Source organism: Paraburkholderia sacchari (assembly GCF_000785435.2).
Classification (GTDB): Bacteria; Pseudomonadota; Gammaproteobacteria; order Burkholderiales; family Burkholderiaceae; genus Paraburkholderia; species Paraburkholderia sacchari.
In genome coordinates this window covers 626,224-640,877 of record NZ_JTDB02000003.1, presented here as the reverse complement: position 1 = coordinate 640,877, position 14,654 = coordinate 626,224, and the positions used below count along the sequence as shown (strand labels likewise).

The following is a 14,654-nucleotide window of genomic DNA, read 5'->3' as shown; positions in this document are numbered from 1 at the left end:
CCAGTACGCAGGGGCTCGCCATAACGTTTCGCTAAGACGGAAATAGCCTGAGCGCCTTGTCGGGACTGCGTCTCGAAGCCGATTCGAGGCGATCTTCACAGTTCCTGCAACACGCGTTGCGCACTGGAGCCGATCTTTGACCCACCCCGGCTGCCTGAACAATTAGCGGGGTCGCTTCAGATGTTTGCCCAATATAAACGTTTCGGACGATTTATCGCGCGAAGCCTTCGGTTTGCGCGCGGCCACGACCTTGAACTGATGCTTGAACTTCTCGACGATCTGGCTGTAACCACTGCCGTGGAAGCATTTTACTAAAAGGGCACCATCAGATTTCAAATGATTCTGCGAAAATTCGAGCGCGAGATCGCATACGTGTTCGATACGCGCGGCGTCTGCTGACGCCACTCCCGACAGATTGGGTGCCATGTCGGAAATTACAAGGTCCACCGGCCGGCCGCCCACCGCTTCTTCCAGCTGTGCGAGCACGGCGTCCTCGCGGAAGTCGCCCTGCAAAAACTGCACGTCGGCGATGGGTTCCATCGGCAAGATGTCGAGCGCAATGATCGTGCCGTCGATCCCGCCCTGACGCTGGTCGTCGCGTTTCGAGCTCTGCACGAGCTTGTTGCGCACGTACTGGCTCCAGCTGCCCGGCGCCGCGCCGAGATCGACGATCACCATACCCGGGCGGATCAGCTTGTCCTGCTCGTCGATTTCCTTGAGCTTGTACGCAGCGCGGGCGCGATAGCCCTCCCGTTGCGCCATCTTCACGTACGGATCGTTAATATGGTCGTGCAGCCACGACTGATTGAAGCGGTTTTTTGCCATTAAAGGTGAACTCTTGCTGCGTGATGTCGCGCTTTTAGCGGATAATACGCGTTTAATTCGTGCGGTCGTCGCGGCCCGTCTGCTTGCAGGCGCGTGGTTCTCACCGCCTCGCTCGCTGGCATCTGCCCGCGCCACGCCGTTCTCCACGGTTTTTCCATTGTTTCGACGCGCTCCCCGCCCGGCGGCCCCTCATTGTGTGGCCTGTCCTGCCGGTGTTTCACGCTGACTGGCGGGCGCCGTCATTTTAATCGAGTCTGCCACATCCCATGCCCGCCCTCACTCTTACTGCCGAACAGCGTTCCGAACTGCGTTCCGCCGCTCACGCGCTCAAACCGGTCGTGCTCATCGGCGCCGAGGGATTGACCGACGCCGTCCTCAAGGAAATCGAGGTCCACCTGGACGCGCACCAGCTCATCAAGGTGCGCGTGTTCGGCGACGAGCGCGAAGAGCGCATCGCGATCTACGAAGAAATCTGCGACCGCCTGAACTCGGCGCCCATCCAGCACATCGGCAAGCTGCTCGTGATCTACAAGCCCGAGACGGCCAAGCCGAAAACCACCATGGTGCGCGCCGGCGCGCGCGGCACCGTCAAGCGCCCTGCGGGCGACGTGCCGAGCGCGCGCGAAGCCGGCAAGCACGCCGCGCCTCGCACCGTGAAGGTCGTCAAGCCTTCGGACAACCCGATGCGCAAACCGAAGTCGCAAAAGGTCGTCGTCAAGGGCAATGAGCGCGTCACCCAAGGCGGCAACGTCAAGCGCGCCAAGAAGCGCCAGACCAGCTCGAAGCGAGCCCATCAAGGCTCGAAGTAAGAATAGCGCGGCCAGTATGCCGCGCTTTTTTACCTTCTTACCAGAGGGTACCTGAATAGCTATCGCGCGAGCAGCGCCCCGAGAGCGCCGTTGAACGGCCTCAGCGCCGCGCCTGCGCACCGCGCGCGGACGGCAGCAGCCAGACGAGCCACGCGCCCAGCACGCTCTGGACCAGATAGAACGCGCTCGACACGCCGTGGAGCATGCCAAAGCGGCTCGCCCAGGCCGAATGCGCAATGTCGACGCCTGCCTGCAATGCATTCATGCGCATGGCGTTCATGAACGGCTGCAGCGCGTAATAACCGATCAGCACGCACAGCAGCATACCGATCAGCAGCCAGCGCAACCGCCGGTAGCCGGTTTCGCCCCGGCGGATCAGCACATTCGCGAGCCCGAGCAGCAGCACGCCGCTCACGGCGCCCACCATGCCCTCGATGCGAAAAAGCTGCGCGGCAAGCGAGCCCGCCATCGCGCGATCGAGCGAGGTGAACAACACGGGCGCAACCGCATAACCGATCGTCACCTGGCTGCCCACCCACAACATGGCCAGCAGCGCGAACACACGGTGCGCCACGAGCGGCGAAGCCGGGCCGTTAGCCGAATTCGTCGATGTATTCACCGAGGTATTCACGTTCCCGCTACGTCAGATATAGCGGACGTCGATGATTTCGTACTCGCGCACGCCGCTGGGGGCCTGCACTTCGGCAACATCGCCTTCGAATTTGCCGATCAGCGCGCGTGCGATAGGCGAGCTCACGGAGATCAGGCCGTGCTCGAGATCGGCTTCGTCGTCGCCGACGATCTGATAAGTGACCGTCTTGCCCGAGTCGAGGTCCTCGAGGTCGATGGTCGAGCCGAACACCACGCGACCATCGGCTTCGAGCGACGCCGGGTCGATGATCTGCGCAGCCGCCAGCTTCGATTCGATTTCCGCGATGCGGCCTTCGATAAAGCCCTGCTTTTCCTTCGCGGCGTCGTATTCCGCGTTTTCCGACAGATCACCCTGCGCGCGCGCTTCGGCGATCGCATTGATGACCGCCGGACGCTCGACGGATTTCAGGCGCTGCAGTTCTCCGCGAAGCTGGTCTGCACCGCGCTTGGTCAAGGGAATCGTGCTCATAAAACAACTCGTTCAGCCACTTGGGGCTGTATTGATGCCGCACCAACAATCGTTGCGGCCATAAAAAAAATCACCGCGGTCAAGTGCATCCCGCAAGGGTGGCGGCGCGCACTGGCGCAGCCTGGAAAACCCTGTTGGGACGCCGCTTAACCGCGGCACATTCAGCCTGGTATTCAGCCTGTTGTCTGCCTTATTTACTATTAGACAGACAATCGAAGCCTTAGTTTAGGCGAGCATGGAGTCCTTGTAAATCATAGACTTCCAGGTTCTTCAGGTAACGCAAACCCTCGACAGCAGCGCGTGCACCGGACATCGTGGTGTAGTACGTGACCTTGTTCGCCTGGGCGCTCATGCGGATCGATCGCGAATCGGCAATCGCCGCGCGCGTCTCGTCGACCGTTGTGAAAACGAGCGAAATTTCGCCGTTCTTGATCATATCGACCACGTGCGGACGGCCATCCTTCACCTTGTTCACGACCTTCACCGGCACGCCGGCCGCCTCGATCGCAGCAGCCGTGCCGCGCGTCGCGACGAGCGGGTAGCCGAGCTCGTGCAGCATGCGCGCGACTTCGACGGCCTTGGGCTTGTCCGCGTCCATCACGGTGATGAAAACCGTGCCCGACTCGGGCAGGCGCGAACCGGCCGCGAGCTGCGACTTGAAGAGCGCTTCACCGAAGGTCTTGCCCACACCCATCACTTCGCCCGTCGAGCGCATTTCGGGTCCGAGCACCGGATCGACGGTCGGGAACTTCACGAACGGGAACACCGCTTCCTTCACGCTGAAGTACGGCGGCACGACTTCCTTCGTCACGCCCTGCTGCGCGAGCTTCTGGCCGACCATCGCACGCGCCGCGATCTTCGCGAGCGGCAGGCTGGTGGCCTTCGACACATACGGCACGGTACGCGAGGCGCGCGGGTTCACTTCCAGCACGTAGATGATGTCTTTCTTCGAACCATCGTCCTGCGGAACCTGCTGGATCGCGAACTGCACGTTCATCAGTCCGACCACGTTGAGCGCCTTGGCCATCGCGGCCGTCTGACGCTTGAGTTCCGTGACCGTTTCCTGCGACAGCGAGTACGGCGGCAGCGAGCACGCGGAATCGCCCGAGTGCACGCCCGCCTGCTCGATGTGCTCCATCACGCCGCCGATGAACACGGCGTCGCCATCCGAGATGCAGTCCACGTCGCATTCGATCGCATCGTTCAGGAAGCGGTCGAGCAGCACCGGCGAATCGTTCGACACCTTCACGGCCTCGCGCATGTAGCGCTCGAGGTCGCGCGGCTCGTGGACGATTTCCATGGCGCGGCCGCCCAGCACGTATGACGGGCGCACGACGAGCGGGTAGCCGATTTCGTCGGCGAGCTTGAGCGCTTCGTCTTCGGCGCGCGCCGTGCGGTTCGGCGGCTGACGCAGGTTCAGGTCCTGCAGCAGCTTCTGGAAGCGCTCGCGGTCTTCGGCTGCGTCGATCATGTCGGGCGACGTGCCGACGATGGGCACGCCGTTCGCTTCGAGATCGAGCGCGAGCTTCAGCGGCGTCTGGCCACCGTACTGCACGATCACGCCAACGGGCTTTTCCTTGTCCACGACTTCGAGCACGTCTTCGAGCGTGAGCGGCTCGAAGTACAGACGGTCGGACGTGTCGTAGTCGGTCGAAACGGTCTCGGGGTTGCAGTTCACCATGATCGTTTCGTAGCCGTCTTCGCGCATCGCCAGCGCGGCGTGCACGCAGCAGTAGTCGAACTCGATACCCTGGCCGATCCGGTTCGGGCCGCCGCCCAGCACCATGATCTTCTTGTTGGTGGTCGGGCTGGCCTCGCACTCTTCCTCATAGGTCGAGTACATGTAGGCGGTCTTGGTGGCGAACTCGGCCGCGCAGGTGTCCACACGCTTGTAGACCGGGCGCACGTTCAGCTCGATACGGCGGCGGCGCACGTCGGCGGCAGTCGCGCCGAGCAGCTTCGCAAGACGGCGATCCGAGAAACCGCTCTGCTTGAGGAAGCGCAGCTCATCCTTCGAGAGGCTTGCGAGCGTGCGGCCCTTGACGGCCTCTTCCTTGCGGATGATTTCTTCGATCTGCGCGAGGAACCACGGGTCGATCGCGGTTTCTTCGAAGATCTCTTCGCGCGTCATGCCCACGCGGAACGCGTCGCCCACGTACCAGATGCGATCCGGGCCGGCTTCGCCAATCTCGCGGATGACTTCGTCGCGGCTCGTGGTCTTCTCGTCGAGACCGTCGACGCCCACTTCGAGGCCGCGCAGCGCCTTCTGGAAAGACTCCTGGAACGTGCGGCCGATCGCCATCACTTCACCCACCGACTTCATCTGCGTGGTAAGGCGCGGGTCGGCTTCGCGGAACTTCTCGAACGCGAAACGCGGAATCTTCGTGACCACATAGTCGATGGTCGGCTCGAACGAAGCCGGCGTCTGGCCGCCCGTGATCTCGTTGCGCAGCTCGTCGAGCGTGTAGCCCACGGCCAGCTTCGCGGCAACCTTGGCGATCGGAAAGCCAGTGGCCTTCGAGGCCAGTGCCGACGAACGCGACACGCGCGGGTTCATCTCGATCACGATCATGCGGCCGTCGCGCGGGTTGATCGAGAACTGCACGTTCGAGCCGCCCGTGTCCACGCCGATCTCGCGCAGCACCGCGAGCGATGCATCGCGCAGGATCTGGTATTCCTTGTCGGTAAGCGTTTGCGCCGGCGCGACGGTAATGGAGTCGCCCGTGTGGATGCCCATCGGGTCGAGGTTTTCGATCGAGCAGACGATGATGCAGTTGTCCGCCTTGTCGCGGACCACTTCCATCTCGTATTCCTTCCAGCCGAGCAGCGACTCTTCGATCAGCAATTCGCGCGTGGGCGAGAGGTCGAGACCGCGCTTGCAGATCTCTTCGAACTCTTCGCGGTTGTAGGCGATGCCGCCGCCCGAGCCGCCGAGCGTGAAGGACGGGCGAATCACGATCGGATAGCCGCTCGTACCGGTGGACGCGGCGATCTCGGCGTGAACCTTGATCGCTTCTTCCATCGAGTGGGCCACGCCCGACTTTGCCGAGCCAAGGCCGATCTTCGTCATCGCGTCCTTGAACTTCTGGCGGTCTTCGGCCTTGTCGATCGCTTCCGGCGACGCGCCGATCAGCTCGACGTTGTACTTCTTGAGCACGCCGTGATGGTGCAGGTCGAGCGCGCAGTTCAGCGCGGTCTGGCCGCCCATCGTCGGCAGGATCGCGTCGGGGCGCTCCTTCTCGATGATGCGCTCCACCACTTCCCACGTGATCGGCTCGATGTAGGTGACGTCGGCCGTGTTAGGGTCGGTCATGATCGTCGCCGGATTGCTGTTGACGAGAATGACCTTGTAGCCTTCCTCACGCAGCGCCTTGCACGCCTGCGCGCCCGAGTAGTCGAACTCGCAGGCCTGGCCGATGATGATCGGACCCGCGCCGATGATGAGAATGCTCTTGATGTCTGTCCGCTTGGGCATAACGCTCTCGCTAAATATTCCTGTGTCTTTTACGTCTTGCGGCTTGCTGCTCGCCGCCGGGTACGCGCGTGGGCCGTTTTGGCTCCGGCTCGCTGCGCACCCCTGCTCTGCTCGTTCCTGCTGGCTCGCTCGATGGACGCTTACGCCTTCGCCTTGTCCATCAGCGCGGTGAAGCGGTCGAACAGATAGCCGATGTCATGCGGACCGGGCGACGCTTCCGGGTGCCCTTGGAAGCAGAACGCGGGCTTGTCGGTGAGTTCGAAGCCTTGCAGCGTGCCGTCGAAGAGCGAGACGTGCGTGACGCGCGTGTTCGCCGGCAGCGTGTCGGCGTCCACCGCGAAGCCGTGGTTCTGCGACGTGATGACGACGCGGCCATCGCCGAGATCCTTCACCGGATGATTCGCGCCGTGGTGGCCGGTCTTCATCTTGATGGTCTTCGCACCGAGCGCGAGACCCATGATCTGGTGGCCAAGACAAATGCCAAAGGTCGGGATGCCGCGCGCGATGAATTCCTGGGTGGCCTTGATCGCGTAGTCGCACGGCTCCGGATCGCCGGGGCCGTTCGAGAGGAACACGCCGTCCGGGTTGAGCGCGAGCGCGTCGGCCGCGCTGGCCTGCGCCGGCAGCACCGTGACATGGCAGCCGCGCTCGGCCAGCATGCGCAGGATGTTCTGCTTCACGCCGAAGTCGAACGCCACGACCTTGTATTTCGGTGCCGACTGCGTGCGGTAGCCTTCGCCCAGACGCCACTCGGTGGTCGTCCACTCATACGGCTTTTCGGTCGAGACGACCTTCGCGAGGTCCATACCCGCGAGGCCCGGGAACGAGCGCGCGAGTTCGATGGCCTTGGCTTCGTCGTCGGAACCCGCGAGGATAGCGCCGTTCTGCGCGCCCTTTTCGCGCAGGATACGCGTGAGCTTGCGCGTGTCGATGCCGGCGATCGCCACCACGCCTTCGTCCTTCAGATAGTCGCCGAGCGTACGCTCCATGCGGAAGTTCGAGGCGAGCGCGGGCAGGTCGCGGATGATCAGACCGGCGGCATGGACTTTCGTGGCTTCGACATCTTCGGCGTTGACGCCGACGTTGCCGATATGCGGATACGTGAGGGTGACGATCTGGCGAGCGTAGCTCGGGTCGGTCAGGATTTCCTGATAACCGGTGATGGCCGTGTTGAACACGACTTCACCGATCGTATGACCCGGCGCGCCGATCGAGTAACCACGAAAGACCGTGCCGTCGGCGAGCGCGAGCAGAGCGGGAGAGAATGACGGCAACACGGGAGACTCCTTGGGGGAGCACCCTGTGCCGACCTGTTATCCGACGTTGCGTGTCTTGCGACCCGGGAACGGCTGCGGCGTCGGCACCCCGATCATGGCGACCAGGACGCGCGCGCGGCTCGCTCCGCAGTCTGCTTACGCGACTTTTCCGTGTTTGACCGTATGTCGGGCGCCGGGCCGCGAAGGTGCGTTTGTGACGCTCGATCGGGCGGCAGCCAGCCAGTAGAAACGGAAAGCGCGGGCGGCGGATGAACGAATGGGGGAGGTAGGCGCTAGGGTGCGGGTTGATAAGCTCAAACCTTGAAATTATAGCGCGAAAACGCCCTTTCTTTCAAATTTCGGGATTACGCTCGTCGGGCGTCGCGCCGCTGCAAGCTGGCACAGCGCCCTTTCCACTATAGCCGTCGAGAAGTGCTCAGCAAGGATAGCGCCGTTCATTCGCAGCAGATCGAAGCTACGGTCGCACCGTTTTCCCCGCAAATGAAGAAAGCGCCGTCACCCGGCAGGGCGACGGCGCTAGCACCAATTGGCAAAAGTGATCGGAGCGAAATACCGTGCACCGCCCCCGCAGTGCACGATTGAGCATCCTTCGCCAGCCGCTATTTGGATTTTTGCTTCTGCGTTTGGGCTCCGGCCTTCGGGCGGCTCGCCGTACCCTTCGACGCCTTGGTGGGCGCGGCGCCCGAAGCCTTTCCCTTGACCGGCTCGGAAACCTTGACGACCTCGGTGTGCGCGCGACCGTGCTTCTTATCGTAGCGCGACTTGGAACCTGTGTCTGCAACCCGGGTCCCGATGCGCTGCACGCCACCGCCGGAAACATTCGTCGCCAGACGCTCCGGGCCCGGCTCGCTCGGCATCGCCTTGCCGACCGGGACGTGCAGCACGAGCACCTGACCGGGGCTCACTGCGTCGCGGTGCGTCTTGTTCCAGGCCTTGAGCTGGCCGACCGAGACGCCATAGCGTCCCGCCACCGCTTCCATCGACTGCTTGCGGCGCACGCGGATGAGCATCTTGCGCGTGTCGGGCACATCCGGCTCCATGGCCAGCACGGCGCTTTCGGCCACATCGGCGCTGATGTCCTCGTCGTCGCCGTCGTCGGTGCGCGGCACCACGAGCGTCGAACCAGCCTTCAGGCGCATGCCCGCCGGAATCTTGTTGACCGACATGAGCGTATCGGCATCCACGCCGATCTTCTGCGCAATGGCCGCTGGCGTGGCGCGCGAATCGGTCGTGTAGGTGGTCCAGGACGAAAGCTGACCCGAGTACGACTTCAGGTTGCGCTCGAAGGCGGCGGCGTTATCGAACGGCAACAGGATCTGCGGATCGCTCGATCCAAGAATGATCGGCTTCTTGAACGACGGATTGAGCGAGCGGAACTCGTCAGGCGTCATATTCGCAAGCTTGGCCGCGACGTCCACGTCGATGTCGTGCGACGTGGTGACCGTGACGAAGTACGGGTGGTTGGGGATGGACTGCAGCACCAGCCCGTATTGCTGCGGGTTCATCACGATGTTCTTGACCGCCTGCAGCTTGGGCACATAGTTGCGCGTCTCATTGGGCATGCGCAGGCTCGCGTAGTCGGTCGGCAGACCGGCAGCCTGGTTGCGCGCGATGGCGCGCTGCACGTTGCCCTCGCCCCAGTTGTAGGCTGCGAGCGCGAGATACCAGTCGCCGAACATGTCGTGCAGGCGCGTGAGGTAGTCGAGCGCCGCGCTGGTGGAAGCGAGCACGTCGCGGCGCTCGTCCTGCCACATGTTCTGCTTCAGGTTGTAGGTGCGGCCCGTGCCGGGCACGAACTGCCACATGCCCGCCGCCTTCGCGACGGAAAGCGCCTGCGGGTTATACGCGGATTCGATAAACGGCAGCAGCGCGAGCTCGGTCGGCATGTGGCGGGCCTCGAGCTCCTCGACGATGTGGTAGAGATATTTCTGCGAACGCTCGGTCATGCGCGCGACGTAGTCGGGGCGCTGCGCATACCACTGGGCGTTCATGTCGACCAGGTCGCTCTGCAGGTCGGGCATCTGGAAGCCGCGGCGAATGCGCGCCCACAGGTCAGCGTCGGGGCTCGTGAGCTGGTCGACCGAACCTTTGTCGACGTTGATCGTTTCTTTGGCTGCGGAGGTCTTGCGGATGGCGTCGGCACGCGCCTGGGGATCGGCTGGGGAAAGCGAGTTCGCAGTCGGCCCCCCGCTCGCACAGGCTGCGAGCATCAGGACCAGCAGCGCGCTTAGGATAAATCGCATGAACGTCTACTTGCTAATGGCGGGAATTTGCAGCCGATAGTACGGAACGCACACGTTTCCGTCAATCGGAATAATTGGAGAAATCCCAAGAAAATCCGCAGCTTGCACGATGTTCCATACTTTTGGGATGAGAATGCCCGCGCGGCCCGTTGGGTCAGCGGAACCGATTCTTCCATTCGCGCATCAGCGCGAACGCGGCCAGCCGGTCCGTCACCGTTTCGTGCAGCGCCTCGGCAAGCGCTGCCTGAACGGCCGGATCGCCGGATCGCAGAAAGGGGTTGACGGCACGCTCGTGCGCGATAGTGGTGGGCAAGGTGGGAATACCGCGCTCGCGCAACGCATGTGCCCGGTGGCTCCAGTCGCGCAGGTCGGCGTTGCCCGGATCGCAAGCGAGCGCGAAACGGATATTCGAGAGCGTGTACTCGTGTGCGCAATGCACTTCCGTGCCGCCCGGCAGCGCCGCGAACGAATCGAGTGACGCGAGCATCTGCGCGGGCGTGCCTTCGAAGAGGCGCCCGCAGCCGCAGGCAAACAGCGTGTCTCCGCAGAACAGGTGCGACTTGCCCGACGGGTCCGCAGCCTGGAAATAAGCGATATGGCCACGAGTATGCCCCGGCACGTCCATCACCTTGAAGTCGAGCGCAGGCGCATCCAGACGCACCGCGTCGCCGCCCTTCACGCGCGTGACGAACTTGTCGAGCGGGCCAAGCGCCTCGCCAGCCGGGCCGTACACGGGCACGCACTCATCCGAAAGCAGGTCGGCCACCCCGCCGACGTGGTCGTTGTGGTGATGGGTGAGTAAAATAGCGACAAGCCGCCAGCCTCGCTTCGCCAGATACGCGCGAACCGGCGCGGCGTCGCCCGGATCGACGGCAACGGCATTACAGCCGTCCGACACGACCCAGATGTAGTTATCTTCAAAAGCCGGAACCGGTACGTATTCGAAGTTGGCGGCAAGCGTGGCGGCCGGCACGGATGCGTGCTCAAGCGGACTATTCATGGGGCGGCGAACTTTTCACATGTCTGACAGAACGATTATAGACTGGCCCGCCTGGACCGAATCGCCCGCAGGCCGGTACGTGCTGGGCTGGGAGCAGGAGCAGCTCGACCGCGTGGTGTCGAACATCTTCGGCTACCATGCGCTGCAGCTCGGCCTGCCACAGCTCGACGCCCTGCGCGAGAACCGCATGTCGTGCCGGGGCCTCGTGCTCGACGCGGCCAGCGCCGCGAGCGCGCCATACACCGTGCCGGGCGCGGAGCCGCTATCCGCCCTGGCGCCGTCCGGCGCACTCCATGCGCCGGACGGGCGCAGCACGGTCTGGTGCGACCACCTCGATCTGCCATTCGAGGCGCAGAGCGTCGATCTCATCGTGATGCCGCACACGCTCGAATTCACGAGCAACCCGCACCGCCTGCTGCGCGAAGCCGAGCGTGTGCTGATGCCCGAAGGGCAACTGCTGATCGTCGGCTTCAATTCGCTCTCGCTGTGGGGTGCGCGACAGTCGGCGGCGAAACTTACGGGACACCCGTTCCTGCCCGCGCGCGAAGACCTGATCGCCTTCACGCGCCTGAAAGACTGGATCAAGCTGCTCGGCTTCGAGCTTGAACGCGGACGCTTCGGCTGCTATCGTCCGCCGCTCGCCACCGAGAACTGGCTCGGGCGCTATACCTTCATGGAGGCCGCCGGCGACCGCTGGTGGCCGATCTTCGGCGCCATCTATATGGTTTCGGCCATCAAGCGCGTACGCGGTATGCGCCTCGTCGGCAAGGTGAAGGTCAAGAAACCGGCGCTGGCTGCAGGCCTGGCGCCCGCGGCTACCACTCCCTCCCCTACTCGCAACAAGGACTCATGAGCTCACCCGAATTCGTCGAAATCTTCACGGACGGCGCCTGCAAGGGCAACCCCGGCCCCGGCGGCTGGGGCGCGCTTCTGCGCTTCGGCGCACAGGAAAAAGAACTGTTCGGCGGCGAGCCCGGCACGACCAACAACCGGATGGAACTGATGGCGGTGATCGCCGCGCTCGACGCGCTCAAGCGTCCGTGCAAGGTGATCGTGCACACCGACTCGCAATACGTGCAAAAAGGCATCAGCGAATGGATCCACGGCTGGAAGAAGAAGAACTGGATGACGGCTGCGAAAACACCCGTCAAGAACGACGACCTGTGGAAGCGCCTCGACGCGCTCGTCGCGCAACATGAGGTGGAGTGGCGTTGGGTCAAGGGCCACGCCGGACATCCGGAGAACGAGCGCGCCGATGCGCTCGCGAACCGCGGCGTCGCCACGCTCGCCGAACTCTGAGCGGCGCACACGCCACGTACGGCGCGCTTCGCCAGGCGCGCCACCCCCGCCCCACACGCCATCACGCTTCAAACGACATGCGACAGATCATTCTCGATACCGAAACCACCGGCCTGAACCCTCGCACGGGCGACCGCATTATCGAAATCGGCTGCGTCGAGCTGGTCAATCGCCGCCTGACGGGCAATAACCTGCACTTCTACGTCAACCCCGAACGCGACAGCGATCCGGGCGCGCTGGCCGTGCACGGCCTCACGACCGAATTCCTCTCGGACAAGCCGAAGTTCGCCGAGGTCGCGAACGAAATTCTCGACTTCGTGCGCGACGCCGACATCATCATCCACAACGCGCCGTTCGATATCGGCTTTCTCGACGCAGAGCTCGCGCTGATCGGCAAGCCGGCGTTCCGGGAACATTGCGGCGAGGTGATCGACACGCTGGTGCAGGCCAAGCAGATCTTCCCAGGCAAGCGCAATTCGCTCGACGCGCTGTGCGACCGCTTCGGCATCAGCAATGCGCACCGCACGCTGCACGGCGCACTGCTCGACTCGGAGCTGCTCGCCGAGGTTTATCTGGCGATGACGCGCGGCCAGGAAAGTCTCGTCATCGACATGGCCGGCACCACCGAAAACCCCGGCGCTATAGCGACGCCGCGCGTGAAGTTCGAGACGCTCTTGCTGCCCGTGATCGCTGCAAGCGAAGAGGAGCTCGCCGCGCACGAAGCGCTGCTCGACGGTCTCGACAAAGCGATGAAGGGAACCTCGGTATGGCGCACGCAACCGGCCACTGCCGACGAGAACGCAGGGACTACGCAAAATACTTAAAAAAGGCCTTTACAAGATCGGAAATGCCCGGCATAATTTGAATCTCTTCGGGTGGTTAGCTCAGCGGTAGAGCACTGCCTTCACACGGCAGGGGTCACTGGTTCGATCCCAGTACTACCCACCAGAATTCCTGGTGTTGGTAAAGACAAGCACCGAAGATCAAAACCCCGTTGCGTACGCAACGGGGTTTTTTCATTTCCGGCGAGCAAATCCTGCAGTAGTCAGAATGACGATATAAACCACCCTCTTCTTCCGAAGTCCGCTAATAACGAGCCGCACTACTCGCCGAGCATGCTCATACCAACTCCGCGCGCCATCCCCGTCGCGGCAATTACCATCACGACGAGCAACACCGTCTGCCATGCCCCGATGCGCGCGTACTTCGCCGCGCCAGTGAGATCCGGCACATCGCCGCGACGCACGGCGAGCCGCCAGCGCAGCAGCGCCATCATCGGCGCAATCTCGAGCAACAGAATCAGCACGAGCGCACCCATCTTCACGTGAAAGAGCGGCTCATGCAGGTAATAGTCGGCGCCTTTCTCGAAGCCGCCGAACGCGCGCATTGCTCCGGTCACGATCAACAAGACCGCCGAGATGCCCCATCCGTTGTCGGCGCTGAAAATCTGGGGTAGCGCTTCAGTGGAGGTGCAGCGCCGCAGGCCGCGCGTGCGCCGCAGAATCGACGCCAGCGCAAGGCCGAAGGCCAGCAGGTGAACGGCAGCAAGCAACCAGCGTATGAGCATCGCGACTCCTTCGAAACGACGACGAGATCGACAGGCTTGCGCGAATACCCTTCGCGCGGGACTGCCTGAAGCGGCGCTGCCGGGCGGTCCGCCCGGTGCACCCTCACGCTGCCACGGCGGGCCAGGCCTGTTTCAGAATGGCATCGAGCGCGCGCGCAGCGACGCGGTCGCCTTCAGTGGCGAGCCTCACGCGCAGAACGGTCTGGCGATTGTGGCCCGCCGCCGCCGGCGAATCCCACAGCAACTCGATCTTCGGCCGGCGCTCGGCGCTGCGCGCCGGCGCAGCGGGCTTGGGCGATGTGACAGGCGTCATCAATCCAGTCGAGGCGGCCGATTCAGCAGCCGGTGTGGAGTGTGCCGCATCGGCTGCCGGCTGAATATCCACCGGCCAGCGCACCGACAGTTCGCGCGCATCGTACTGCCCGACCTTGCGGCTTTCGAGCCATACAACCGTGGTGCGCGTCACCGCGTCCACCGATACCGCGTAGCGCCCGATCGCGAAGCGCCGCGCCGCCACGTTGGTGCGCCACAATGCGCGCGGGCGGCAGATCCAGACCACGGCCGCATAAAGCGCCGGCGCCACGACGAGCCAACCGTTGGTGGCCTCGATCGCCTGCACCGCGCGCCGCCAGCCGTCAGCCCACACGAACATGCCAATCGACCACAGCGCGAACAGGCAGCCCAGCACACCGAAGACGCGCAACGCCTGGCGCAGCCATTGAGGCAGTGGATGGAACGGCCGCTCAGCGCGCGCCTTCCCGCCGGGCAGCACGATCAGCAGAAACAGGAAGATCAGATTCAGGCACGCGACCGGCGACGAAGCCATGCCTCGCAGCGCAACCAGGAAATTCATGTCTCCCATCGAGTGGAGCCAGCGCGCAAGAATCACGAGACCGATCGCGCGCAGCGCGAACAGCTTCCCGGCACCGGGAACGGCGGCGGCGGCGCGCGTCGGTCGGGATCTCGCCAAGGCACTTCTCCTGAGGTCGCGTTTGTGTTGCGCAGTGGTCGTCATGCAACGTCGTCTTGCGCGGTTGTC

The 14,654-nt window shown here is 63.6% G+C and carries 13 protein-coding genes and 1 tRNA gene; 5 read left to right on the top strand and 9 right to left on the bottom strand.

Annotated elements, in window-relative coordinates:
- Positions 1-162 precede the first annotated feature (162 nt).
- Complete coding sequence (locus tag NH14_RS15240) at positions 163-825, bottom strand: RlmE family RNA methyltransferase (RefSeq protein ID WP_035522754.1); 663 nt, start codon at positions 823-825, stop codon at positions 163-165.
- Positions 826-1,091: 266 nt separating this feature from the next.
- Here NH14_RS15240 and NH14_RS15235 point away from each other — a divergent pair, with 266 nt between their 5' ends.
- A complete protein-coding gene (locus tag NH14_RS15235; protein ID WP_035522753.1) occupies positions 1,092-1,634 on the top strand; it encodes a YhbY family RNA-binding protein in 543 nt (180 codons plus the stop codon).
- 100 nt (positions 1,635-1,734) lie between these two features.
- Here NH14_RS15235 and NH14_RS15230 read toward each other — a convergent pair whose 3' ends face one another.
- From NH14_RS15230 to gloB, 6 genes are all read right to left on the bottom strand, one after another.
- The gene (locus tag NH14_RS15230; RefSeq protein ID WP_052147857.1) at positions 1,735-2,208 is read right to left on the bottom strand and encodes a DUF4149 domain-containing protein; all 474 of its coding nucleotides are present in this window, start codon (positions 2,206-2,208) and stop codon (positions 1,735-1,737) included.
- A gap of 69 nt (positions 2,209-2,277) precedes the next feature.
- Positions 2,278-2,754 carry a transcription elongation factor GreA gene (gene greA, locus NH14_RS15225; protein ID WP_035522750.1) on the bottom strand — a complete coding sequence of 159 codons (477 nt, stop codon included), beginning with the start codon at positions 2,752-2,754 and terminating at the stop codon, positions 2,278-2,280.
- Between the two features lie 220 nt (positions 2,755-2,974).
- Positions 2,975-6,229: a carbamoyl-phosphate synthase large subunit gene (gene carB, locus NH14_RS15220; RefSeq protein WP_035522747.1), complete on the bottom strand. Its 3,255-nt coding sequence runs from the start codon at positions 6,227-6,229 to the stop codon at positions 2,975-2,977.
- Between the two features lie 140 nt (positions 6,230-6,369).
- Positions 6,370-7,506, bottom strand: a complete 1,137-nt coding sequence (gene carA, locus NH14_RS15215) for a glutamine-hydrolyzing carbamoyl-phosphate synthase small subunit (protein WP_035522745.1) — start codon at positions 7,504-7,506, stop codon at positions 6,370-6,372.
- A 599-nt stretch (positions 7,507-8,105) separates the two neighbouring features.
- A complete protein-coding gene (locus NH14_RS15210) occupies positions 8,106-9,749 on the bottom strand; it encodes a transglycosylase SLT domain-containing protein (RefSeq protein ID WP_035522742.1) in 1,644 nt (547 codons plus the stop codon).
- A gap of 154 nt (positions 9,750-9,903) precedes the next feature.
- Entirely contained in the window at positions 9,904-10,749 is an 846-nt protein-coding gene (gene gloB, locus NH14_RS15205; protein WP_052147841.1) for a hydroxyacylglutathione hydrolase, read from the bottom strand.
- A gap of 19 nt (positions 10,750-10,768) precedes the next feature.
- Between gloB and NH14_RS15200 the strand changes: the two genes are divergently transcribed.
- The 4 genes from NH14_RS15200 to NH14_RS15185 all read left to right on the top strand — a co-directional run bounded on the left by NH14_RS15200 (position 10,769) and on the right by NH14_RS15185 (position 12,996).
- Positions 10,769-11,602 carry a class I SAM-dependent methyltransferase gene (locus NH14_RS15200; protein WP_035522738.1) on the top strand — a complete coding sequence of 278 codons (834 nt, stop codon included), beginning with the start codon at positions 10,769-10,771 and terminating at the stop codon, positions 11,600-11,602.
- A complete protein-coding gene (gene rnhA / locus NH14_RS15195) occupies positions 11,599-12,048 on the top strand; it encodes a ribonuclease HI (RefSeq protein WP_035522736.1) in 450 nt (149 codons plus the stop codon). Before NH14_RS15200 ends, rnhA begins: the two co-directional genes overlap by 4 nt.
- A 77-nt stretch (positions 12,049-12,125) precedes the next feature.
- A complete protein-coding gene (dnaQ, locus tag NH14_RS15190) occupies positions 12,126-12,872 on the top strand; it encodes a DNA polymerase III subunit epsilon (RefSeq protein WP_035522735.1) in 747 nt (248 codons plus the stop codon).
- Positions 12,873-12,921: 49 nt separating this feature from the next.
- A tRNA-Val gene (locus NH14_RS15185) sits at positions 12,922-12,996 on the top strand.
- 154 nt (positions 12,997-13,150) lie between these two features.
- Here NH14_RS15185 and NH14_RS15180 read toward each other — a convergent pair.
- Positions 13,151-13,615 (bottom strand): DUF2214 family protein, encoded by a 465-nt coding sequence (locus tag NH14_RS15180; protein ID WP_035522732.1) that lies wholly within the window; start codon positions 13,613-13,615, stop codon positions 13,151-13,153.
- 103 nt (positions 13,616-13,718) lie between these two features.
- Positions 13,719-14,585 (bottom strand): hypothetical protein, encoded by an 867-nt coding sequence (locus tag NH14_RS15175; protein WP_035522729.1) that lies wholly within the window; start codon positions 14,583-14,585, stop codon positions 13,719-13,721.
- Positions 14,586-14,654 lie beyond the last annotated feature (69 nt).